Below are 23864 nucleotides of genomic sequence, written 5' to 3' on the forward strand. Positions count from 1 at the left end.
AAGGTTACTTCTTCCTATATTTTTTATAAGGAAAAGTAACCTATAATATCAAATTAATATTAAGTTAAAACTCTAATTGTTTAGATAAAATTCATTTACATTTACAATTGGCTTTATCCCAATGCCTTAAACAATTCTTCTGTAGAGTTGTTCCACATTTCTTCATTATGATTTTGTAAAAATGTTTTTAATACTTTTTTATTGTCTTCACCAATATGGTCGATAATAATTTGATGTTTCATTGATTTATCCATCATATTAACGTGTTCTGGCATACTCTTATATCCACGTCTAATACTTTTGTTTACTAATAAGTAACATGCCGTTACACCTGCATAGTAAGGACCGTTTTCGCCTCTTTCAGTTGTAACCCAACATAACCAGTATTCTTTAGCTTCTTCGCCTTCTACTTCTGATTTATCTGTAATCCATTTTACACCTTTTTCAACTTTGGCACGGGCATGCATACCACCAATATCAACAAAAGCTTCTTGATTCTCAACATCTATAAAGACAGGCGCAATATTATCTAAACTAATTGAACCGATATTTGTACCTTTATGGCCATCTAATGGGTCATTTTTTATGATGTTAAAATTAAATCCTTTTTTCTCAGTCACCATCGTACCTCCTCATACAATTTTCAACTGATTACTATATTAAATGAGCTAGCACATTCTATCAAATCATTAATTTAATTCATTTAATAGATTGATAATAGAGCCTTTAATCATGTCATCTTCAATATTTAAAACTAATTCTTTAGGGTAGTACAATTTATAATCTTCTCTATTAATTCCTGTAATACTATTTATCACTAGGGATTGATTACTAATTTCTCTTATCGTACCATCTCGTCTTAATAAATGAATTGGTTTACGATTGGAACCCGGTCTATCATAATCATAAGGCAAGTCAGAAAATGATTCGCTCACGAAATAATAATCCGGATTAATACCACCTGCTTCAAACAATTCTTGAAGTTCAGAGATGGTAATAATCGAACCATCAAATGGAATGTATTTAAATAAATCACGATTAATAAAACGACGTGATAAATCACTTAAAATCTCGTCATCTTCATCAATCCATTTTTTCAGATAATATAAGACAACCGCTTCATCTAAATCTACATATTGTTGAATTGTCATTGTGCCTTCAAAGAATGGAATAAAATCTTCTGGTGATTTTTTAAATTGATAACCTTCATTATATAATTGCTTTGCTCTTTTCAAACAATTATTAAGCAATACTTCTCCACCTCGACTAACTGGATGGAAATAAATTTGCCAATACATTTGATAACGACTCATGATAAAATTTTCAACTGCATGCATACCGCTTTCTTTAATTAACACTTCGTCTTTGGATGGACGCATTAATCGTAATATACGTTCCATATCAAACGCACCATAAGACACGCCAGTAAAATACGCATCGCGTTGTAAATAGTCCATTCTATCAGCATCAATTTGAGACGATATCATAGAAATAACTAGTTTATTGTGATGTGTTTTATTAATCACATCTGCCACTTCTTGAGGAAATGTATCTGACACACGACTTAGCACTTCATTTACTTCAGTATCACCTGTAATAATCGCCTGAGTAAACGCTTCGTGATCCGTATTGAAAATCTTTTCAAAACTATGAGAGAAAGGGCCATGACCCAAATCATGTAACAATGCAGCACATAAAGCAAGAGGACGATCATTGTTATCCCACGCGTCACGCCCTTCAAACGTTTCATCTATCATGCGTCGAACAATTTCATACACACCTAAAGAGTGACCGAAACGACTATGTTCAGCAGTATGAAAGGAAAGATATAATGTACCAAGTTGCTTTATTCTACGTAATCGTTGAAATTCTTTCGTCTTAACTAAATCCCAAATCAATTGATCTTTAACGTGAATATATCTATGTATAGGATCTTTAAATACTTTTTCCTCTGCTAATTTACTCGTTGTATACAATGATTGTGTCATGTAATACCTCCTTTTTATAAGAGACTTTCGTCAATGCCTCTACCTTTGCTTTGATATATTGATGGCAAACGTCTTAGAACGTCTTTTTCATTAAAGCCAAATTCATAACTTCGCCATACATTTCAGGTTGATATGAGCGAATCGTTTCAAATCCTTGTTCTTTATAGAAGTGAATACCTTCATCATTTTGATTATCAACTTCCAAATAAACTGTATCGTATTGGCCTTTAAATGCCTCTAATCCCTTTTCTAATAGATGTGTACCATATCCTTTATGTTGAGATTCAGGATGTACATAATGTGCTGATAAATATAATTCTTCTCCATAAATAAAATTGGCAAAGCCAACAATTTCTTCATCTTCTTCGGCAACTAAAAAGAGTTGTTCTTGCATTCTTTTCTTCAAATGTTCTTCATTATATGAAGCTGCTAATAATTCATTGATCGTACTTGCAGCATAAATATTTAAATACGTATTGTACCAAGCCTTTGTTGCGACATCTCTAATTGCTACCGCATCGGCACTTGTTGCTTCTCTAACTCTATACATGTATGTCTCCCCTAACACTTCCAAGTTATTAATAAATGTATTATATCACATATATATCCTATTCATTTAATAGAGTGAATTAAACGTTTTGTACTTATATATTTTTTAAAAGTATTTATGAAAACATCTATCATTTTTATAAATCGGTTTTTTTAATGATGCCTCTACTGTTGAAACAACTCATAAAATATTAAGACCCCCGATACATTAAGTTATAGTAAAGGGGGTATTAAGTCATTACCTATTTAAACAATCTTAAGAATTGCTTTGACTAAATTTGTTATTCCATTCTTTAGCTCTTTCTAAAGCGTAGGTGTCTTTCATAATGTCTCCAGGTCTTTCGGCCGTGCCAACAATATAGCCTGCTAATTCGCCACCAATAAATTCTAATGTATATTTCATTTGAGCAATACATGGCTTGGCTTTAACTTTCGGACAATCGCCACCCACTAAAATTAATCTAAATTCTTTTTTAGACATCACTTCTTTAAAATCTGAATATCTTGGATCTACCATCGATTCAGACCAATGATCAATAAAAGCTTTCATTGAAGCTGATACACTGTACCAATAAACCGGTGACGCAAAGATAACGACATCACTATCTAATACAGTTTGTATGAGTTGTTCGTAGTCATCAGAATATGTCTCAATATTTTTATTATCATGACGCACATCTCTTACTGGATTCAATTGATATTTAGTAAGATCTAACCACTGGTGTTCAACATTTTCTAGAGCATATTTTGTGAGTTGTGCAGTATTGCCTTCTGGACGACTCCCACCAAATAATACCGTAATCATTCATTATTCCTCCTATATCATTTCAGTTTGAAACGCTTTCATTTATTCAATATCTTTCCTTACCCGTTTATAAAAGTTTTATGTATGTATTGAGCAAAATATTGTTATTATCCAAAGATAATTTTTCCATTAAAAAAATACCCGTAAAAAACTATGTACTAGTTCCTTTACGGGCATATTCTAAAAAAAGTTAGTGACTCAAATGATTTCATCACTTTCAATATTATTTATTAATCGGGAATAATGAATCAATTTGATTAATTTCATCTTGAGATAATTCGACATTAGCTGCATCAATATTTTCTATCACTTGTTCTGCACGTTTAGCTCCAGGGATAACAACGTCTAATGCAGGACGAGTTAAGTAAAATGCTAAAACGATATTAGCAATAGAAGTTTGATGCGCTTCGGCGATATCTTTAAGTTGATTGACACGACGCACGTTATCTTTAAACACTTCTGGTTTAAAGTCTCTTCTTGTCGCACGGTGATCATCAAATGTTGTATCTTCATCATACTTACCAGCTAGAATACCAGAAGCTAATGGGAAATATGGTACAAATGTAATTTGATTTTCTGCTGCATATTGCATCACTTCTTCATTTTCTCTATGCAATAAATTATATTCTAACTGCACAACATCTACATAGCCATCTTTATTAGCCTCTTTCAATTGGTCTAATGTAAAGTTAGATACACCAATTGCTTTGATTTTCCCTTCTTCTTTTAGCTCTTGTAAAGCAGCGACAGCTTTGTCTTTTGGCGTATTATCATCTGGGAAATGAATATAATACAAGTCTATATAGTCAGTTTGTAGACGTTTCAAACTGTTTTCAACTTGTTGTTTAATAAATTCAGGGTCATTATTTTGTTGTACATTATCATCTTCATCGAAATAATGAGATCCTTTGGTAGCAATTTTAACCTGTTCTCTAGGATATTCTTTGACTACTTCTCCAACTAATTCTTCAGAACGCTCTGGACCGTATATATAGGCTGTATCAAGTAAAGTAATACCATGATCTATTGCTTTTCTTACAACTTCTTTTCCTTGTTCCTCATCTAAATTTGGATATAAGTTGTGTCCACCAACTGCATTTGTACCTAATGCAATAGGGAAAACTTTAACATCTGATTTACCTAAAGTGACTTCTTTAGCCATAATAGACATCTCTCCTTCAGTGATTATATATTTAATATTTACCCTAATTTAAATCTAATCATTCATAAGGAAATCGCTACTTTATTATTAACAAAAAAAGAGGTCTGACAAAAGTTTTGTGCATTTGAAACGCTTTAACAGTGTCCCAAAAGCAGGATTTTGTCCCGACCTCTTCATTCATCATATATTATTTAACTGCTTTTTTCTTAGCTAGCTTTTCTTTTAATTTACGATCTTGTTCTTCTTTACGACGTTTACGTTCTTCATTTCGCTTTCTTAGTCGCTCTTCTTCTTCAGGATCTCTAGGTTTTTTAAGTTGTTTCGTAACCTTTTCCATTAATTCTTCTTCAGTCAAAGCAGCAAACGGACGATTATTCACAAATGCAAAGGTTTTTCGTCTACCAGGACCACAATATGACTGACAACCAATTTCTATCTCTGCATCAGGATCAAGTTTTTCTAATTTCTTTTTTAATGTTTTAATATTTACAGCCTGACATTCATCACAAATTAAAAACTTATTCTTCATATTGCTTCCCACCTTTCTGCTCATTTGTTTTATTTCCAATCTACTTTTTAACGTTCATGTTAATTGTCTGGAACATGAATAAATGTCCCAGTATATAATCATATTTACCAATAGTGGCTTTTAAAGCCATTCTTTTCTTTAAAACCTTAGTATTTCTTACGCATATTCATAATATCTATAATTCTTATTAAGAATAAATGAGCTAAGGTTAATGCGTTTGAACCACTACATAATAATCGAAAAGTGGTTCTTCATTACTTCTGTCCCGCTCGTTTCTATTAATTATTAACTCTAATTATTTTACTCTTTTTATTTAAAAATTCAAGGTCATTTTTTCCAACACGCTTTTAGAACATAAAAAAACAACCTTTTTAAATGAAAAACTCAATGACCATCTAAAAGATGAGATAGATGATCATTAATTATCATTGTAAAGATTGTTTCATTATTGTCCGTGATAGATTTTAAATTGTAATGGTTTGATATCATTCTCTATCCATTCATCGTAAATCTTTTGTTTATCTACATTTTGATGAATAATAGTGATACCGCAATCGCCACCACCTGCACCTGATGTTTTAGCAGCGCCACCATGCTTTTCAGCAATATCACATAATGATTTTAATTTATCCGTTTCAATATCAACTGATGCTTGGTCATCCATCTTACGAATGATGGCGCGATTTTGACGAATCATTTTTTGGACGCCTTTAATATTGTTAGTCTTAAATGCATGAATTAAATATTCAACACATTGATGAGAATGATCTAAGAACTCACCATAAAAAGCCGGGTCCGCTTTTAGTCGTTTAACTTCGCTTACTAAATGCGGTGAGGATGCAGGTGATCCAGTCCAACCGATCAGAACTTCCATATTTTCTGGTGCTTGCAATGGCTCGATATGTAGACCAGGCCAGTTCTTCTCTAACACTGTGTTGACCGATGTTGTTTCGATTTGTTGTTTCACCCAATCATGATCAAACGTACTATACGCTAGCCAACCACTATAAACACTTACTGCAATATCGCCACAAGAACTTAAACTTTGTAATTTCATATTTGAAATAACAGCTAATTTATAAATATAAAGATTGGATAATTCTAGTCCATAAAATTCATTCAATACTTTAACTACTGAAACTAGCACTGCTGCACTCGATCCAAGTCCATATTTATTACCATTCGCATCATCTAAGTTACTGTCTATCGTTAAATGAAAGTGTTTTAACGGAATCTCACAACTTTTGGCATATTGCTCAAATACCTCTATTGCTGTAACAACATAATTTAGTTGTTTGGCAGCTTGAGGGTCAGAAATGACAATACTATCCTCATCTCTATAAAAAGTGACCGGTTCATGATGTAATGTCTTTGAGTGTATCGTACCTTCAACTTGTGTAGAAGGTTCAATAGTAGCTGTAACAAAGCGGTTTAGTGCAATTAAGACAGACTTATACCCTGGTTCTGTAACTGCATATTCACCAGCTATATAAAGTTTACCGGGTGCTTTGACCTGAATCATTCTATCATTTCCTTACTTAATTATTTCAACGCCTGTAGCGATAATATCACTCGCAATAATTTGTGATGCTTCAAAATGTTTTAAAAATTGGTCGATAACTAATTGTTTATTTTTCTTTTCTACAAGGACTTTTACATTAGGCCCTGCATCCATAGTGAAATAACAAGGCACTCCCATCTTACGACATTCATGTACAATAGCCATCGCATCGTAACTTTCTTGAACCAAATATGTAAACGGTGGTTGAGAACCTAAATTCGTTGCATGCATACGTAGACCATTGGCTTCTATGACTTCACCTAGTTGTTTAAAGTCTTTAGCTTCAATTGCTTGTTTAGCCTCTTTAATGTCTTCATCGACATGATCTAACCAATATTGATAAAAACGTGACGTATCACGTGTCAATGACATTCCAGATCGACTTGATACTTTTTTCGATTGATTATTAATGACCACAAATATCATTGAAAGTTCATCTTCCCAGTGATCTGCATCTATAGGGTGTGCATATGATGTTTCATCATCATGGCCTTTTTCCCATTCTGCAAATCCACCAAAAATACTGCGTGAAGCTGAGCCAGAACCACGGCGTGCTAAACGCGATAAATCTTTATCTGATAACTCAAGTTGTAACGCTTCATTACATGCCGCTGCTAATGCTGCATAAGCACTCGCAGATGATGCTAGACCAGCTGCTGTTGGTACAAAGTTTTGACTATCAATTCGTGCATGCAAGTCTGTATTAGCAATCTCTCTAACTATATCCATATATGATTGAATCTTTTTAGTTTCTTTCTCATTGGCTTCTTTACCATTTAAAATCAATTGATCAGCAGGGTAATCACTATCAAATGTGACTTTCGTTTCCGTATAAAACTTATCTAATGATACTGATAAACTATTATTCATAGGTATGATCAATTTTTCATCAGCTTTACCCCAATATTTAATCAATGCGATATTTGTATGTGCGCGTGCTTTACCACTCTTTGCCAATGGGTTAACCTCCTAAATTCTCAATCCATGTATGTGCTGCTCCAGCCTTTTCAACTGCAGCTACAATGTTTTTAGCTGTTTTTAAATCTTCAGTAAGTAATAACATACTACCACCTCGGCCGCCACCAGTTAATTTACCTGCAATGGCACCATGTGCTTTACCGATTTCTAACAACTCTTCTATTTTATCATGGCTTACTGTTAAATTTCTTAAATCTTGCTGGCATTCATTAAAAATACGGGCAATCTGATTAAAATCGTGATGTTCTATTGCTTGGCTTGCTTGATACACTAAATCCCCGATATGTTCTATATGACTCATATATTCTGGTGATTCACATAATTGGTGAACGTCTTCAACTGCTTGTTTTGTAGAACCTTTTACACCTGTATCAATGACAACCATATAACCATTTAATTGTAGTGTTTTCAACGTTTCTGCATGTCCTTTTTGGAACCAAACAGGTTTGCTAGAGACAATGGTTTGTGTATCAATACCACTTGGTTTACCATGTGCAATTTTCTCAGCCCAATTGGCCTCTTCAATTAATTCTGCGTCACTTAACGGCTTGCCTAAGAAATCATAACTGGCCCTAGTAAATGCTACTGCTATAGCAGCACTTGAACCTAAGCCTCTAGAAGGCGGCAAATTCGTTTGTATTTTAACTAATAATGGCTCTTCTACACCTGTATTATCTATAAAGCGCGTTACCATAGACTTTAAATGCTCTGGTGCATCATACAATAGCCCATCATAAACATCACTTTCAATCGCTGAATAATTTCCTTTTTCAAGACTTTCAATTAAAACCTTAATCTTACCGGAATTAAATGGAATAGCTATAGCAGGTTGACCAAAAGTTACTGCGTGTTCACCTATCAAAATAATTTTACCGGTAGACTCCCCGTATCCTTTTTTTGTCATGTTATTATCACCTTTTAATATACCTTCACTAATCTGTTTCGTATTATTAATGCCCGTGCTTTTATTTGTACTATTAAGTTTATCATTAATAGCAAACACATGATTTTATAATTTTGTTCAAAATCTTGCATATATTTACCTTTAAATAAGATTTTGTAAACATTTTTCGAATAATATATAAACAGTTTGCTATTTATTCTTAAATTTTTCCACCTCAACTATAATACTACAAATATTTCTTGGAATACACAGATTTATATATAATAAGGCAAGTTTAATACATACAATTTGGCTTTCGTGAGAGATGAATGCGTAAAAAAACCGCCTTATTCAAAATGCATCATAAACTAGGACTATGCAACCAGTCTCAAGTGCATAGTTATGATGACAAAAGATGTCTGAATAAGACGGTCATTACTATTTTGTTGTCTTTAATATCTAATTTATACTACTTTTCGTTCATTTTTGTAATCATTTTCGCATTACGATCAATCATCTTATCGAAATAACCCTCATAGCGTTGCCATTCTTCATCAGTGATAGGATCCATATTTAAACGTCCACCTAAATCTTTGATAGCATACAATAGTAAAAACATGACATCTTGTACTGAAATTTTTCGGTTTAATAGCGTCTCAAGTGAAGCCATACAATTGGGTTCAATGTCAGGATAAGTGAATTTAGTTGCTTCACCTTTAAGTGCATGCTCATAAAATTCTTTCATCATTAATGCACGCTCAGAACCAGATCCTTCGACACATAGATATACCTGTACAGCGATTCCACCACGCACACGTCGTTGTGAAATACCGGCAAATTTCTTACCATCAATACTCAAATCAAATTTACCAGGACAGTATGAACGTTCAATTTCATGTGTATCGATGTCTACATCTTCATCTTCAAACATTTTAGCAATAAGTAAGTACATGACTGTAAATGCCTCATCGATTGTTGTCTCTGTCTGTCCTTTGAACATCAATGAAATATTGAGCACACCTTGGTCTAAGACAACCCCTAGACCTCCCGAATTACGTACTATTGCATTATATCCTTTTTTATCTGTTAAAAAGGCAATACCATCCTTTAAAAATGGTAATCGTGAATCATGAATGCCTAAAATCACTGTGTGTTGGTGAACCCATGTTCTCACTACATTAGGTGACATATCTTTGCCTACACTTTCGCAAAACGTATCATCAAAAGCAAATGATTGCATAGGTTCTAAGCCACTAGAATGATCTACATATCGCCATTCAATACCATTAAAATATTTGTTACCTAAATCCATTATTGTAATGACTGTGCAGCAGTAATAATTGATAAATTATAGACATCTTCGATAGAGCATCCACGTGATAAATCATTTACAGGAGAATTAAGTCCTTGAAGAACCGGACCAACAGCGTCATAGCCACCTAATCTTTGTGCAATCTTGTAGCCAATATTACCCGCTTCTAAACTAGGGAAAATGAATACATTTGCATCTCCTTGAATTTTTGCACCTGGTGCTTTTTTCTCAGCTACACTTGGTACAATTGCGGCATCAAATTGGAATTCACCATCAATGACAACATTATCCAATTGTTCTTCAGCTACTTTATCTTGTGCTAATTTCAATGCATCTTGAACTTTAGTCACATCGTCTGATTTAGCAGAACCTTTAGTTGAAAAGCTTAACATAGCAACTTTTGGTTCCATACCGAAACTTTGAGCAGATTTGGCACTTTCTACTGCAATTTCAGCTAATCCTTGTGCATCCAATTCTGGATTAATTGCACAATCACCAAAGATATATTGTTCTTCACCTTTCATCATAAAGAAGATCCCTGATGTTTTAGAAACACCTGGTTTAGTTTTAATGACTTGTAGTGCTGGACGTACTGTATCTCCAGTAGAATGTGCTGCACCACTTACTAATCCTGCTGCTTTACCAGTGTATACAAGCATAGTTCCAAAGTAATTAACATTATCTAATAATTCTTCAGCTTGTTCTTTTGTCGCTTTACCGTTACGACGTTCAACAAATGCGTCTACCAATTCTGATTTCAATTCACTTGTTGAAGGATCGATGACTTCTATATTGGCAAGGTCTAAACCTTTGTCTTTTGCTAATGATTGAATCTTATCTTTATTACCTAAAACGATTGGTGTTACATAGTCAGTCACTTGTAATTGCGTTGCTGCAGTTAACACACGTTCGTCTTCCCCTTCAGGTAATACAATATTTACATTTTTCCCTGCTAATTTGTCTTCTAATACGTTTAATAGATTAGCCATAATGTCCTCCTTGAATTTCATTTCATAATAACGTTTACAAAACTAATTATACGTCATTTTAAAATAGAATGCCATTTCACTCTTTTGTAATCATTTACTTAGTAGTTAGCTATTTGTTTATGATAAAATTTAGTATGAATTGAACATATAGTTTTAAAGGAGCGATAAACATGAGTGAAGCAGCCGAAACACTAGACGGTTGGTACAGTTTACATTTATTTTACGCAATTGATTGGGCAACATTTAGATTAGTACCAGAAGAAGAACGTGAAACTATGATTACTGAATTTGAAAATTTCGTGAACAGTAAAGCGGAAGCAAGAACAACACGTACTGGCGATCAAGCAGTTTATAATATTACTGGTCAAAAAGCAGATTTATTATTATGGTTCTTACGACCTGAAATGAAAGAACTCAATTCAATTGAAAACGAGCTTAATAAGCTACGTATTGCAGATTTCTTTATTCCAACATACTCATATGTATCTGTTGTCGAATTAAGTAATTATTTAGCAGGTAAATCTGATGAGGACCCTTATGAAAATCCTCATGTAAAAGCTAGATTATACCCTGAACTACCTCATGCAGAATATATTTGTTTCTATCCAATGGATAAACGTAGAAATGAAACATATAACTGGTACATGTTACCTATGGAAGAAAGAAAATCATTGATGTATAACCATGGTATGATTGGCCGTAAATATGCCGGTAAAATCAAACAATTCATCACAGGTTCTGTAGGTTTTGACGATTTTGAATGGGGTGTCACATTATTCTCTGATGACATTCTACAATTCAAAAAGATTGTTTATGAAATGCGTTTTGATGAAACAACTGCACGTTACGGAGAATTTGGCAGTTTCTATGTTGGCCATATCTTAAAATCAGAAGACTTTACTCAATTTTTTAAATTTTAAATATAAGCGATGTCGATGAATCCTTATTAAATAGGGGTTCATCGTTTTTTAATGGCATAAAAAAGTACACTTTGCATGCAAAGTGTACTTCTGACGAGTAGTATCCTTGGGAGAACTTTAATCACTACTACGTATAAGTTAACTACAAAAAATATATTGTCGCTACCCAATATATTCTGTAATAGTTAACTAATGTTATTTTAACCATTTTGAAATATTTGAAACATAACTTTAGTGTTTATTTATATAAAAGATGTAATAAGTTTATATAAGTTGACAATTGAACCTACAAAACCTACATTTTCTAAAAATTATCAAATACTGTTCAATATAAAACCATTCTACATTATATATCCAAACAACCATAATACGTCTTCTTACTTTTGCAGTCTTTACTTCATTTCGCCTTTTATTAAGACACCCTTAACTTTATATAATGGTTTTTTCTCAATACATCCTCTATAATAAATCTAACTTCAAAATTTTAAAAAATTGGTGATTAAATGACAAAAGTAGTGAATGAAAACGATCATGAGCGTCTTATTAAAGATGTTGTCATGTTGGCAGCGCGCATTTTACTAGAATCTGGTGCTGAAGGTACAAGAGTCGAAGATACAATGAATCGCATCGCCAAAAAATTAGGCTATCAAGAGAGCAATAGCTTTGTTACAAATACAGTAATTCAATTCCATTTGCACAACGAATCAACACCTCGCATGTTCAGAATTAATGCGCGAGATACGAATTTAATTAAGATTTCTCAAGCAAATGAAATTTCTCGTTTGATCACTAAAGGTGCTATCACATTAGAAGAAGCTAAAGAAAAATTAGAGAAAATATATGTTGCTAAACGAGATAGTAGTCTCCCCTTCAAGGGATTTGCAGCAGCAATGATCGCTATTAGCTTTTTATATTTGCAAGATGGTTCGCTTATAGACATTTTGACTGCCTTACTTGCAGGAAGTCTAGGTTATCTAGTCGTTGAAATTCTAGATAGAAAACTACATGCACAATTCATTCCTGAATTTATTGGTTCCGTCGTCATAGCCATTATAGCTGTTGCCGGTCATACCCTCATACCTCATGGCGATCTCGCAACAATTATTATTGCTTCAGTCATGCCTATTGTACCTGGAGTATTAATCACAAATGCCATTCAAGATTTATTTGGTGGTCATATGCTAATGTTTACCACTAAATCATTAGAAGCACTTGTCACTGCCTTTGGTATAGGTGCTGGTGTTAGTTCAATTTTAATTTTAGTCTAGGAGAGCTGTTATATGTTTTGGATATTAAATTTTATATTTAGTTTTTTAGCATCGCTGTTCTTCTGCGTGATATTTGATGCTCCTAGAAAATTATATCTTTCTTGTGGTGTTGTAGGTGCGTGTGGATGGATGATATATATTCTCTTTTATAATGGTTTACAAGTACACACCATATATTCTAGTTTCTTTGGCAGTCTTGCGTTAGGCTTATTAAGCCACTATATGGCACGATATAAGAAAGAACCAGCAATTATCTTTATGGTTACTGGAATCATTCCATTAGTACCTGGAGGGCTTGCCTATGATGCTACTAAAAGCTTAGTCCTTTTACATTTCAATAAAGCCATCAATACGATGTTAGAGGTGACATTAATCGCAGGCGCAATAGCCCTGGGCTTACTTTTTGCAGATCAAATCTCAAAAATTATTATCTCTGGCTTCGATAGAACAAGAAAGAAATTATAAGTCATAATATAAATAAAAAAGTCATGGTGAGTATAAAGAGATTCTCTCTTCACTCACCATGACTATTTTTTATGATTTATGATTTGCTGGTTCTTCGACCATACTTTCTACTTCGTCTTCACTTCTATTTAAAATTAATCTACTTAATTCATCATTGTCCATTTTTTTAAGTTTAGGATAGCGAATCGCAAAGAAGACTAATCCTAATACTAACCATACACCTAATGCAATGTATGATGGTAATGATAATGAAGCTTTAGTTCCTGGTATTAATAATAAACATAAGAAGATAAACGATACGACTGAACCGATGATACCGAATGTTTTATAAATAGGTGCATACGTATTACTTTGTTTATTATAACTAAATAATTTAGTAGCTGATAAACAGGTTACAAAGTACGCAACAGAAACACCTGTTGATGACATATCAACTATCCATGTTAACGCTGTACGTCCTAACCATGGCGCAATTAATGATACACCTACTAGGAAAATAATTGCCACATAAGGTGTTTTGTATTTACTGTGAATACGACTGAATACGCTTGGCATAATGCCTGAGCGTCCCATTGAGAAAAGCAGTCTACTGGCACTCATTAAGAAACCATTTAATCCAGTAAAGATGCCCATCATAATGGCAATGGCTAAAACGGCTAATCCAACATAACCAAATGCTGATTGCGTTTCAGCACCTGTTAACCATAGTTGTCCATTTAAACTTTTCTGATTTGTACTTAACCATCCTGTATATAACAACATCACTACATAAGTCATTGATGCTGCAAGTAAACTATAGACGATTAATTTAAATGTCTTATTAGGCGCAAAGTTAAATTCTTCAGCTGTCTGCGGAATATTATCAAATCCTACATAAGCCCATGGCGCAATCGATACAATCGTAATAATTGAGATAAACCAACCTTGTTCTGGATTAGCCAAAGGTTGTAAATTATCTAAAGCAAAATTATTACCAAAGAACGAACCAAAGAACATCAGTAATACTACAACAACCATCGCTACACAGAAATAATATTGTAACGAGCCAGATACGCTTGCACCTCTAATAGCTACAAACATAAATACAAGCAACAATATTGTCGCAATAATAATTTCTGTTATGTAGACGTCCCAACCTGCAACAGTGTATAATTTCCCATTATTCAATACATTAGGTAATAAGAATTTAATCAATAAACTAAATGCGGTAGCATTTAAAGCTACGACACAGACATACCCAAAGGTTAAGAACCATGAAGAAAAGAAACTCACATATCTACCGAAACTTAAAAAACTAAATGCAAACGCCCCACCTGATACAGGGAATTTTTCTACTAAGGCGCCATAACTTACTGCAATTAAAATCATAAGCAAGGCACCGATCACTATACCGATGGATGCTGCAATGGGACCTGATTGTCCTATCCAGTCACCTGGAAGAATAAATGCGCCCCAACCAATACACGAACCATATGCAATCGCCCAAACAAACTTCTCTGATAAGTTTTGTTTGAGGTCGCCTCTATCTACCTGTTTATTTTTGTCATTTTCCATAATTAAAAACTCACCTCGAGATATTCATATACCCGAAAAGGTGAGTCATGTAACTTAATTATTAAATTATTGTTATCAAATTTACATGCAATTTGTAAAATCATCATACATTATGCTGAGAATTTAAATGTAGCAATAATAAGCATTAACCAACCAACGATGAATAAAACGCCTCCAATAGGCGTAACGGCACCTAAAATACGAATTTGAGTTAACGCTAAAACATATAATGATCCACTAAAGAATACAATACCGAAGAAGATGAGCCAACCTGCCCAATTCACATTAATAGGTGTTGTACCACTAATGACACCGATGATAAGTAATGCTAAGCCATGATACATTTGATACGTTGTTGCCTTTTCCCAAACAGACATGTATTTGTCTGACAGTTTACCTTCTAATCCGTGTGCCCCAAATGCGCCAGTACCTACTGACATCATTGTATTTAAGGCCCCTAAAATAATAAATAATTTCATCATAATTTACGTTCTCCTTTATTATTAAAAATCAAATATCGATTCACCGTTTCCAATTTCATCATCTGTTGTCATTAAATTAGAATTAGATAACGTTGAGGATGATTGTTCTTTATTTGAATGATTTGTATGCGTCACCTTTCCACCCATTGCTTGAATTTCTTCTGGTGTCACATGATCATACGACTTTTGCTGATTTGTTGTCTTCATCAACTTATTCTGTGTATCAATATCTGTGTGTGTAAAATCATTATGTTGTAAGCTTTGCGTAGATGATGTTGTGTACAGAGATGTAATGGTGTGTATGGCATACATATGTTTCTCAAATTCATGTTGTGATGATGATTCATCAGCTTGAACTAATTCACGCTCAATTAATTGAATAATTTTGTCTTTATCCATGTGTTGTATCCTCTCTTTCACACCATTGAATAGGTGTTTGCCCTTTAGATTCTAAATATGCGTTTGCTTTAGAATAAGGTTTTGAGCCAAAGAAACCTCTATAGGCCGATAAAGGACTTGGATGTGGTGATTTTATAATAAAATGTTTAGACGTATCTATTAACTTTATTTTTTGTTGGGCCGGTTTTCCCCATAAAATAAAGACGACGTCTTCTCGCTCTTCTGAAATTGTGCGAATCACTTCATCTGTAAATATTTCCCATCCAATGTCTTTATGAGAATGTGCTTCACCTTGTCTTACTGTTAAAACCGTATTCAAAAGTAAGACACCTTCTCTTGCCCAATCTTGTAAATGAGGTGACTGACGTCGACATCCTATATCGTCTTCTAATTCTTGGTACATATTTCTTAATGAAGGCGGAAATTTCGCATTTGGTTGAACTGAAAAAGCTAAACCATGTGCTTGATTAGGACCATGATAAGGATCTTGTCCTAATATCACGACCTTAATATTTTCAAATGGTGTTAAATCAAAAGCTTGATAAATATTTTCTCGATCCGGATAAACAACTTGTGTTGTATATTCCTTTTCAAGAAAGTCATGCATAGCTTTAAAATCATGTTTTGTCGTTATATTGTGAAATACTTCAGACCATTCCATCCTATTCACCTCAATGGTATTTTAACACAACTATCTCTATAAATTATATTGTCTCATCAATGTAAACTGTATAAATAGAAAAGTTTACAAATGTATTCATTTTGTATATAGTGCATATTAAGATGACTTAAGTTTGGAGCGACGTATATGTGTACAGGATTTTCATTTTTCACACAACAACAACATCATTATTTAGCTAGAACGATGGACTTTGCATTTGAATTTAACGGAGTACCAACTGCAGTACCTAGAAACTTTGAGTATCAATTTGATTTAGAGCCTTCAATGAAACTGACCTATGGCTTTGTAGGAACAAATTTAAAGGTAGGCCGCTATCGATTCGGGGATGGTATTAATGAATGTGGCGTAGCAATTTCGAATCATTATTTCACCGGTGAAGCTTCCTACAGTAAACATAAGAGATATGGCTATTTCAATATGGCTCCTGAAGAATTTATTATTTGGGTTCTAGGTTTCACTAAAAGTATTCAAGACTTAAAACATAAAGTTAAAAAAGTTAATATTATGAATGAAAAAAACGAAACACTAAATATTGTACCTCCACTTCATTTTATTATCACTGACCGTGAAGGACATACCGTTTCAGTTGAACCACATAATGGTCTACTTATCGTTAAAGATAATCATGTAAAGGTACTAACCAATGCCCCGAAATTAGAATGGCATGTTGAAAATTTAAGGAATTATGCATTTTTATCACCTGAAAAGTCAACTAATCAACTAGTTGGTAAAGTTCTTGTGCGTTCTATGGGTTGTGAGGCAGGCACTAACGGTTTACCAGGCGGCTATACATCTACTGAGCGCTTTGTTAGAACAACTTATTTAAGACATCATTTGCCTCAATCACACGATGAAAGCGTAAATTTAATGAATTGCTTTAAAGTGTTAGACGCAGTGAGTATTCCTCAAGGTGCAGTGGTCGATGCAGGAGAATCGCATTATACACAATACCAACTAGTAATGGATAGTAAAGACTGTGCGTACTACATCAAACCCTATTTCACGAATCAAATATTTAAAATACAATTAAACGAACAATTACTTACTAAAAAAGATATGACTTTTATAGATGTTAATCATCAATTGACTATCACACAATTGAATTAAAACAATTAACCAAGCCTACCATAGCACAATTTTATTTTTCTCATACTTGAATCGTGATATGATGGTACATGTATTAGAAAACATTGGGAGTGAATACAAATGGCATTAAAAAAAGTATTAACAATAGCTGGTTCAGATACTAGTGCAGGTGCTGGTATGCAAGCAGATTTAAAAACATTTCAAGAGTTAGATGTCTATGGTATGGTCGCTTTAACAGCTATCGTTACAATGGATAAAGCAACATGGTCTCACGATGTAACACCATTACCTATGGATGTATTTGAAAAACAACTTGAAACTGCAATTTCAATTGGTCCAGATGCTATAAAAACAGGCATGTTAGGTACTGAAGAAATTATCAAACGTGCTGGTGAAGTATATGAACAATCTGGTGCAGACTACTTCGTTGTTGATCCTGTAATGGTATGTAAAGGGGAAGATGAAGTACTTAACCCGGGAAATACTGACGCAATGATTCAATATTTATTACCTAAAGCAACGGTCGTGACACCTAACCTATTTGAAGCTGGACAATTATCTGGCCTAGGTAAACTTACTTCTATCGAAGACATGAAAAAAGCAGCTCAAATCATTTTTGATAAAGGGGCTAAGCATGTCATTATTAAAGGTGGTAAAGCACTAGACCAAGATAAATCATATGATTTATACTACGATGGCCAATCATTCTATCAATTAACAACGGATATGTTCCAACAAAGTTACAATCACGGTGCAGGTTGTACATTTGCAGCAGCTACCACAGCTTATCTTGCAAACGGTAAATCTCCAAAAGAAGCTGTCATAGCAGCCAAAGCTTTCGTTGCTTCAGCTATTAAAAACGGTTGGAAAATGAACGATTTTGTAGGACCCGTTGATCACGGTGCCAATCGTCGTGTTGAACAAATCGACGTACAAGTCACTGAAGTGTAAACCATAATGGTACTTTCAAGCTCAAAAAGAACATTAACGTTCTTTTTGGGCTTTTTATGTCTCTATAAATTATGAAAATGGACTACGCATAAAGTCGTAGTCTTGCCTCCAATGTTTGACTGATACAAAGTTGATACTAGAGCCTCATGTTTTTTATTAAAAAGAGAGATATTATATAAAGTGTAGAGAGACAAAGGAGGCAATACAACATGATTATTCATAAACAAGATATACAAAATGGTGTCCCTATGTATGAAATCATCACGAAAAAGTTCAAAACAATTACAGTTAAATTTGATGAAACTTTAAATGACAATGATATCTATCGCTTGCTCTCTCTACTAGAAAATGACATAGACACTATGCAATTCAGTCGAACATGAGTGTTATTTTCAACATCAAAGAAGAGATACATTATTTGCTATTGAACATTAATCATTCCATATTGTATAGCTGGCCAAAATGATGATTTTAAAGTTGCTTGTCCCCTAACCAATGCATACTTTAAATGCCATCACCCCTAAAATACTCATCTTAATATTAATCAAAAGCACTATTGTTAGCCAAAGTTGTCCCCTTTGGCGCTCAGAGAGAAACTTTGAGCTATTCTAACAATAGTGCTTTTCTTATTGAATCCAATTTACATATAAGCATAAAAACACAAGAGTCAAGCAAAGCATTCTATAGTTTTATTAATTTTATTAACGAATTTGCATAAACTTATATCACTTTAGATTTTTATGATTTAAGTATAAAATATAATGTTATATTAATTTATGAAAGAGTTACCTTTAAATTAATAGAAAAGGAGTGTTTATATGATAACCAAATGTCGCAATGCCATAACCTTGGTACTACTGTTTTTAATGGGATTGAGTATCTTTAGTTTTCTCAATCAAGCACATGCAAACTCAAACGTAAATCAAGAAACCACACAATCCAATAGTACTCAAGTTAAAGTAGAAAATAAGGATGTTCCTAAAGATGTTGACCGTTTAGCAAAGAAAAATTTCCTATCACATGTCAGTTTGCTAGATCAAGCATCTCACACTTCAAAAAGTGCTTATACATTGGGTGAGCCATTCAAAATTTACAAACTCAATAAACAAAGTGATGGCAACTTCTATTATCCCGTCCTTAATAAAAGTGGCGATGTAAAATATATCGTTACAATTTCTCCTAATCCTTCTAATAAAGCAAAATATTCAATTAATGTTTCCCCTTTCATTTCAAAAGCATTAAATAACTATAAAAATCAAAAGGTCACTATCTTCACTAGTAAAAAAGGTTACTTTATAATGGGTGAAGATAAAGCACCTCACTTAGTTTTAAAAACACCTCGACAAGATGCCAAATCAGATAAAAATCTTACTAAAGAATCAGCCGTAAGATATAGTAATGAATTTAACCAAACAAGCCATATTGCAAAACCAATTACTAAATATCAAACAGCTATTAATCAACAACCTCAATATGTTAATACCCTTAAAAATATGCAAATTAGAGAAACTCAAGGCCAAAATGGATGGTGTGCAGGTTATACTATGGCATTTTTATTAAATGCTACTTATAACACTGGTCATTATAATGCTGAAATGATTATGAGAGCATTACATCCAAATCTAAGTGGCCAAGCCTTCCAATTCACAGGGTTAACCCCTCAAGAAATGATGAGATATGGTCAATCTCAAGGTAGAAATGTCAATTACTTAAATAGAATGCCTCAGTTTGATGAAGTAGATAGATTAACTAAACAAAATAAAGGTATTGCTTTAATCAGTTCTAGTGTAGAACCTAGAAACGGTATTCATGCTGGTCATGCTATGGCTGTTGCTGGTAATGCTGTATTAAATAATAACCAACGTGTTATTCTAATATGGAATCCATGGGATAATGGTTTAACTACGCAATCAGCTGACAGTAATGTGATACCTGTGTCTGATGGTACTCATTTTAGATGGAATGCTTCCATTTATGGTTACTAATAATGTGAAAGATAGAGGGACTATATGACTCAATTCGAAATAATCAATATTATAGATGTAAATCCCTACTCTCCAAATAGTTCATTCCTTAAGGTTTTAGAGGGTAATTGGTTTCCTAAAAATTTTGACACAACACCTCTTAAATTCGTATTTAATGAAACAATGCAACCAAGTTATTACTGTACCAAATTAGATACTAATCAACGGACGATTGTATTAACTGAAAAATCCACTTTATCTATAGTGATTGAAATATGCATCATCAATCCAAATAAAATCATTTTCAATTTAATTAATATCAATGCTATTGGCGCTTCACCTAAGATTATATTTGAAAGATAGGCAATAGAAGGTAACTCTTTCATAGCAATATAAAAAGGCTAAAAGATGAAATACACATTTCACCTTTTAGCCTTTCTTTAATGACTATTACTTACTCTGTTTCACTTTAGAATGTATCTAACAATAAGTAACTAAAATCATCATATTAAATTAAAAGTTTTCTTTATCTTGTCTTTCTTTAACCCACCATAATGCTTCCTTAGGGTGTGCTTCATAATATGCTCTATCTTCTTCATTATCTACGTTTGGATAAGACCCTTTAAGTGACTTACCAGCTGTAGTGACATGAAGTAATAAAATGACTAAGAAACCAATCACACTAATTGCTGTTAAATAGTACGCTGGCGCTAATACATTACCAGTAGATTCAACTAACCATGACGCAACTAATGGTGTTGTACCACCAAAAATTGATACTGAGATGTTGAATGTGATTGATAACGTACGATATCTAATATGTGTATAGAAAATTGTTGGTAACGATCCAGGCATTGTTGCTTCATACGTTGATAAGAAGAAACCTAAGATAAGTACACCAATAATAATAAACGGTAAAGATTTAGTTGCTAACAATGAAAATGCAACAATACTTAATAATGTAAGTCCACCTGTACCTATTAAGAATACTTTTTTCTCTCCAATTCTATCAGCCATTTTACCAAATCCTAATGCTAAAGGAATCATAATAGCCATCACACAAGTAATAATCACACTTGTCGTTGTTTCGTCTACTTTCGCTACTTGCCCTAAGTATGTTGGTAAATATGCAGTCACCATATAGTTTGTAACATTGAAGAATACTACCGCAACAAAGCAAACTAAGATATCTTTATAATAATAGCGAATAATACCGAAGAAACCGATTGTATCACGTTTCGGTGTTGTTGCTACATCATTTTCATAAACTGGTGATTCTTCCAATTTACGACGTAAGTATAACCCAAATAATCCTAAGAATAATCCTAAAATAAATGGAATTCTCCAACCCCATGATTGCATTTGATCATGTGTTAAGAAGAAACTTAATAACGCAATCATAATTGACGCTGCAATGTAACCTGATAATGTACCAATTTCAAGCCCGCTACCTAAACTGTTACGTTTTTTATCTGGAGACGATTCAGCCACATAAGTCATGGCACCTGCATATTCCCCACCAGTTGAGAAACCTTGCAATATACGCGCCAATAGTAAGAGGATAGGCGCCCATATACCAATCGTATCGTAATTCGGTAATAACCCGATTGTTAGTGTTGAAAGGGCCATTAAAATAATAGTCGTTGTTAATACAACTTTACGTCCATATTTATCTCCAATAATACCAAATACTATTCCACCAATAGGTCTAAGTAAAAACGCTATAGCTAGTGCAGCAAATGTAAAGATTTGTTGTATTTGAGGGTTTTGCACTGGAGAAAAGAAATTCGCTCCTATGTATGCAGTCGTATAAGCATAAACACCAAAGTCAAACCATTCCATGGCATTACCAATACCGGTTGCAACAACGGTTTTTTTCGCTTTTTGAGCGTTGACCATGTTAATATTTTCTTTTTCGAAATCCATGAATTTAAACACTCCCTTTTATATGTTACATAATTATACTCAGTTAAATATCAATGTCAAATTAATTCAAAATTAATTCTTTTCAAAAATACAAGTTTATTCAATTTGCAGAATATTTTATTTAACATTTGAACCCGACACGATTAACTAAGTGTTATACGAATAATAATTTGAAATGATTATTTTTTTATCTATTTTTTAAATATAGATAGTTTTACCCTCTCTTTTTTGATCCAAACCGTTTAAAATAAACATATTTGTCAATCATTAATGATATCAATGGTTTTAAGGCAACAAACTTGTACTATCTTCACTAAATAGCGCCACCATTCACTTTATCAAACTAAAATTTCTTTTAATTTGATATCGGTGTCATTTCATAATAATGTTTCTTGATTTCACCATAGCTTCATTTTCATAATCAATTGGACAAAAATACTATTTTAAATATATATACATCTTCAGTTATTTTTATTAATTTGGAATCATTGCTAAAATTTGACGTTTTTTGCCTCTCTTTTTCTCAAAATTTCCCGTAAAATCGCTTTTCAAATAATCTATGTAACAAATTTATTATTTTAGGTATATTAATTCTATAATTTTAAAATAATGATTTAGTTTATATAGAAGCAAAATAAATATTGCCCCTTTTGTATTTCTTTAATAACTTCAAACTTACATTTAACATTCTAAATGCCAGCAAAGTAATAACACTTCACTGGCATTAAGATAATCTATTTATAGTATGGTATTGATTTCATCCGCTTCATTTAAAATATAATCTGGATTTTCTCTTAATAATGCCTTTGCGTCAAAAGCACCCCAAGTTACACCACAAGACTTAATACCAGCTGCTTTAGCCATTTGAATATCATGTATAGCGTCGCCAATGTATATACTGCGTGCCGGATTAAGATGATGATTCTGAATAATATAGTTGATACCATCTGGATCTGGTTTATAACGTGTTACTTTATCAGAACCAATAGCTTCTTGAATAAATCTACCAAGGCCTAAATGGTCTAAATTTCTCAACAACACATCTGTTTTTTTACTAGAAACCACAAACACCTGCTTCTTTTTTCGCAATAATTGTTCTAATGTTTCAGATATACCGATTACCGAACATAAATATGTTGTTTCTAATTGACGGTATTGTTCTCTAAATAATTGTAACAATTGATTTAATGCATCTTCTGTTAAAAAACGGTCACTCATTTCTATAAATGACTTTTCAATGGGAATTCCCATATAATGTACAATATCTGCATCACTTGGTTCAGATAACCCAAATTGTGCAAAAGCTTCTTTAGTTGCTTCAATAGAGCATTGCTTAGAATTCGCTAACGTTCCATCAAAGTCAAAAATATAGTTGTCAAAATTCATGATGATCACCTCTAAAGTACATATA

The 23864-nt window shown here is 33.2% G+C and carries 25 protein-coding genes; 8 read left to right on the top strand and 17 right to left on the bottom strand.

The genetic code is table 11. The annotated features are described in order from the left end of the window. Nucleotides 1-113: 113 nt before the first annotated feature. The 11 genes from JX000_RS10385 to pta form a co-directional block, all read right to left on the bottom strand. Complete coding sequence (locus tag JX000_RS10385; protein WP_002451070.1) at nucleotides 114-623, bottom strand: YwhD family protein; 510 nt, start codon at nucleotides 621-623, stop codon at nucleotides 114-116. A gap of 66 nt (nucleotides 624-689) precedes the next feature. Next, nucleotides 690-1988 (bottom strand): HD domain-containing protein, encoded by a 1299-nt coding sequence (locus JX000_RS10390; protein WP_049424426.1) that lies wholly within the window; start codon nucleotides 1986-1988, stop codon nucleotides 690-692. A gap of 73 nt (nucleotides 1989-2061) precedes the next feature. Further along, the gene (locus tag JX000_RS10395) at nucleotides 2062-2538 is read right to left on the bottom strand and encodes a GNAT family N-acetyltransferase (protein ID WP_075778608.1); all 477 of its coding nucleotides are present in this window, start codon (nucleotides 2536-2538) and stop codon (nucleotides 2062-2064) included. A gap of 255 nt (nucleotides 2539-2793) precedes the next feature. Then, nucleotides 2794-3342, bottom strand: a complete 549-nt coding sequence (locus tag JX000_RS10400; protein WP_002451073.1) for a flavodoxin family protein — start codon at nucleotides 3340-3342, stop codon at nucleotides 2794-2796. Nucleotides 3343-3565: 223 nt separating this feature from the next. Beyond that, nucleotides 3566-4504, bottom strand: a complete 939-nt coding sequence (locus JX000_RS10405) for an aldo/keto reductase (RefSeq protein WP_002451074.1) — start codon at nucleotides 4502-4504, stop codon at nucleotides 3566-3568. 187 nt (nucleotides 4505-4691) lie between these two features. Continuing rightward, on the bottom strand, nucleotides 4692-5033 hold the full coding sequence (locus JX000_RS10410) for a YuzB family protein (protein WP_124228552.1): 342 nt from the start codon (nucleotides 5031-5033) through the stop codon (nucleotides 4692-4694). 445 nt (nucleotides 5034-5478) lie between these two features. Continuing rightward, the gene (locus JX000_RS10415; protein ID WP_049424419.1) at nucleotides 5479-6555 is read right to left on the bottom strand and encodes a phosphomevalonate kinase; all 1077 of its coding nucleotides are present in this window, start codon (nucleotides 6553-6555) and stop codon (nucleotides 5479-5481) included. 12 nt (nucleotides 6556-6567) lie between these two features. Further along, nucleotides 6568-7551, bottom strand: coding sequence for a diphosphomevalonate decarboxylase (gene mvaD / locus JX000_RS10420; protein ID WP_124228553.1), 984 nt, complete (start codon nucleotides 7549-7551; stop codon nucleotides 6568-6570). A 4-nt stretch (nucleotides 7552-7555) separates the two neighbouring features. Then, a complete protein-coding gene (gene mvk, locus JX000_RS10425; protein WP_002451078.1) occupies nucleotides 7556-8476 on the bottom strand; it encodes a mevalonate kinase in 921 nt (306 codons plus the stop codon). 448 nt (nucleotides 8477-8924) lie between these two features. Further along, nucleotides 8925-9767 (bottom strand): lipoate--protein ligase family protein, encoded by an 843-nt coding sequence (locus tag JX000_RS10430; protein WP_107533022.1) that lies wholly within the window; start codon nucleotides 9765-9767, stop codon nucleotides 8925-8927. Then, complete coding sequence (gene pta / locus JX000_RS10435) at nucleotides 9767-10756, bottom strand: phosphate acetyltransferase (RefSeq protein ID WP_049424413.1); 990 nt, start codon at nucleotides 10754-10756, stop codon at nucleotides 9767-9769. The genes JX000_RS10430 and pta overlap by 1 nt, the downstream gene beginning before the upstream one ends. A gap of 170 nt (nucleotides 10757-10926) precedes the next feature. Between pta and hemQ the strand changes: the two genes are divergently transcribed. From hemQ to JX000_RS10450, 3 genes are all read left to right on the top strand, one after another. Further along, on the top strand, nucleotides 10927-11676 hold the full coding sequence (gene hemQ / locus JX000_RS10440; RefSeq protein WP_002451081.1) for a hydrogen peroxide-dependent heme synthase: 750 nt from the start codon (nucleotides 10927-10929) through the stop codon (nucleotides 11674-11676). A 503-nt stretch (nucleotides 11677-12179) separates the two neighbouring features. Continuing rightward, nucleotides 12180-12944: a threonine/serine exporter family protein gene (locus JX000_RS10445; protein WP_079449068.1), complete on the top strand. Its 765-nt coding sequence runs from the start codon at nucleotides 12180-12182 to the stop codon at nucleotides 12942-12944. A 12-nt stretch (nucleotides 12945-12956) separates the two neighbouring features. Further along, nucleotides 12957-13409, top strand: coding sequence for a threonine/serine exporter family protein (locus JX000_RS10450; protein ID WP_023374681.1), 453 nt, complete (start codon nucleotides 12957-12959; stop codon nucleotides 13407-13409). Between the two features lie 69 nt (nucleotides 13410-13478). Here the strand turns inward: JX000_RS10450 and JX000_RS10455 are convergent, their stop codons facing one another. The 4 genes from JX000_RS10455 to JX000_RS10470 all read right to left on the bottom strand — a co-directional run bounded on the left by JX000_RS10455 (nucleotide 13479) and on the right by JX000_RS10470 (nucleotide 16505). Continuing rightward, nucleotides 13479-14963, bottom strand: a complete 1485-nt coding sequence (locus JX000_RS10455; protein ID WP_075778601.1) for an APC family permease — start codon at nucleotides 14961-14963, stop codon at nucleotides 13479-13481. 110 nt (nucleotides 14964-15073) lie between these two features. Beyond that, a complete protein-coding gene (locus JX000_RS10460; protein WP_124228575.1) occupies nucleotides 15074-15442 on the bottom strand; it encodes a DUF423 domain-containing protein in 369 nt (122 codons plus the stop codon). A 24-nt stretch (nucleotides 15443-15466) separates the two neighbouring features. After that, nucleotides 15467-15844: a DUF5327 family protein gene (locus JX000_RS10465; RefSeq protein WP_002451086.1), complete on the bottom strand. Its 378-nt coding sequence runs from the start codon at nucleotides 15842-15844 to the stop codon at nucleotides 15467-15469. Then, complete coding sequence (locus tag JX000_RS10470; protein ID WP_002451087.1) at nucleotides 15837-16505, bottom strand: uracil-DNA glycosylase; 669 nt, start codon at nucleotides 16503-16505, stop codon at nucleotides 15837-15839. Before JX000_RS10470 ends, JX000_RS10465 begins: the two co-directional genes overlap by 8 nt. A 147-nt stretch (nucleotides 16506-16652) precedes the next feature. Here JX000_RS10470 and JX000_RS10475 point away from each other — a divergent pair, with 147 nt between their 5' ends. From JX000_RS10475 to JX000_RS10495, 5 genes are all read left to right on the top strand, one after another. After that, nucleotides 16653-17633 carry a choloylglycine hydrolase family protein gene (locus JX000_RS10475; protein WP_049424400.1) on the top strand — a complete coding sequence of 327 codons (981 nt, stop codon included), beginning with the start codon at nucleotides 16653-16655 and terminating at the stop codon, nucleotides 17631-17633. Nucleotides 17634-17732: 99 nt separating this feature from the next. After that, on the top strand, nucleotides 17733-18563 hold the full coding sequence (gene thiD, locus JX000_RS10480; RefSeq protein WP_002451089.1) for a bifunctional hydroxymethylpyrimidine kinase/phosphomethylpyrimidine kinase: 831 nt from the start codon (nucleotides 17733-17735) through the stop codon (nucleotides 18561-18563). A gap of 209 nt (nucleotides 18564-18772) precedes the next feature. Beyond that, nucleotides 18773-18946 carry a C1q-binding complement inhibitor VraX gene (vraX, locus tag JX000_RS10485; RefSeq protein WP_049424395.1) on the top strand — a complete coding sequence of 58 codons (174 nt, stop codon included), beginning with the start codon at nucleotides 18773-18775 and terminating at the stop codon, nucleotides 18944-18946. 435 nt (nucleotides 18947-19381) lie between these two features. Continuing rightward, nucleotides 19382-20548, top strand: coding sequence for a C47 family peptidase (locus tag JX000_RS10490; RefSeq protein ID WP_075778599.1), 1167 nt, complete (start codon nucleotides 19382-19384; stop codon nucleotides 20546-20548). Between the two features lie 24 nt (nucleotides 20549-20572). Then, entirely contained in the window at nucleotides 20573-20890 is a 318-nt protein-coding gene (locus JX000_RS10495) for a staphostatin A (RefSeq protein WP_037552014.1), read from the top strand. Between the two features lie 150 nt (nucleotides 20891-21040). Here JX000_RS10495 and JX000_RS10500 read toward each other — a convergent pair whose 3' ends face one another. Beyond that, complete coding sequence (locus tag JX000_RS10500) at nucleotides 21041-22453, bottom strand: MFS transporter (protein WP_002451093.1); 1413 nt, start codon at nucleotides 22451-22453, stop codon at nucleotides 21041-21043. 738 nt (nucleotides 22454-23191) lie between these two features. Then, entirely contained in the window at nucleotides 23192-23839 is a 648-nt protein-coding gene (locus JX000_RS10505) for an HAD family hydrolase (protein WP_058709767.1), read from the bottom strand. Nucleotides 23840-23864 lie beyond the last annotated feature (25 nt).

Origin of the sequence: Staphylococcus sp. SB1-57 (genome assembly GCF_017086425.1) — a bacterium.
Classification (GTDB): Bacteria; Bacillota; Bacilli; order Staphylococcales; family Staphylococcaceae; genus Staphylococcus; species Staphylococcus warneri_A.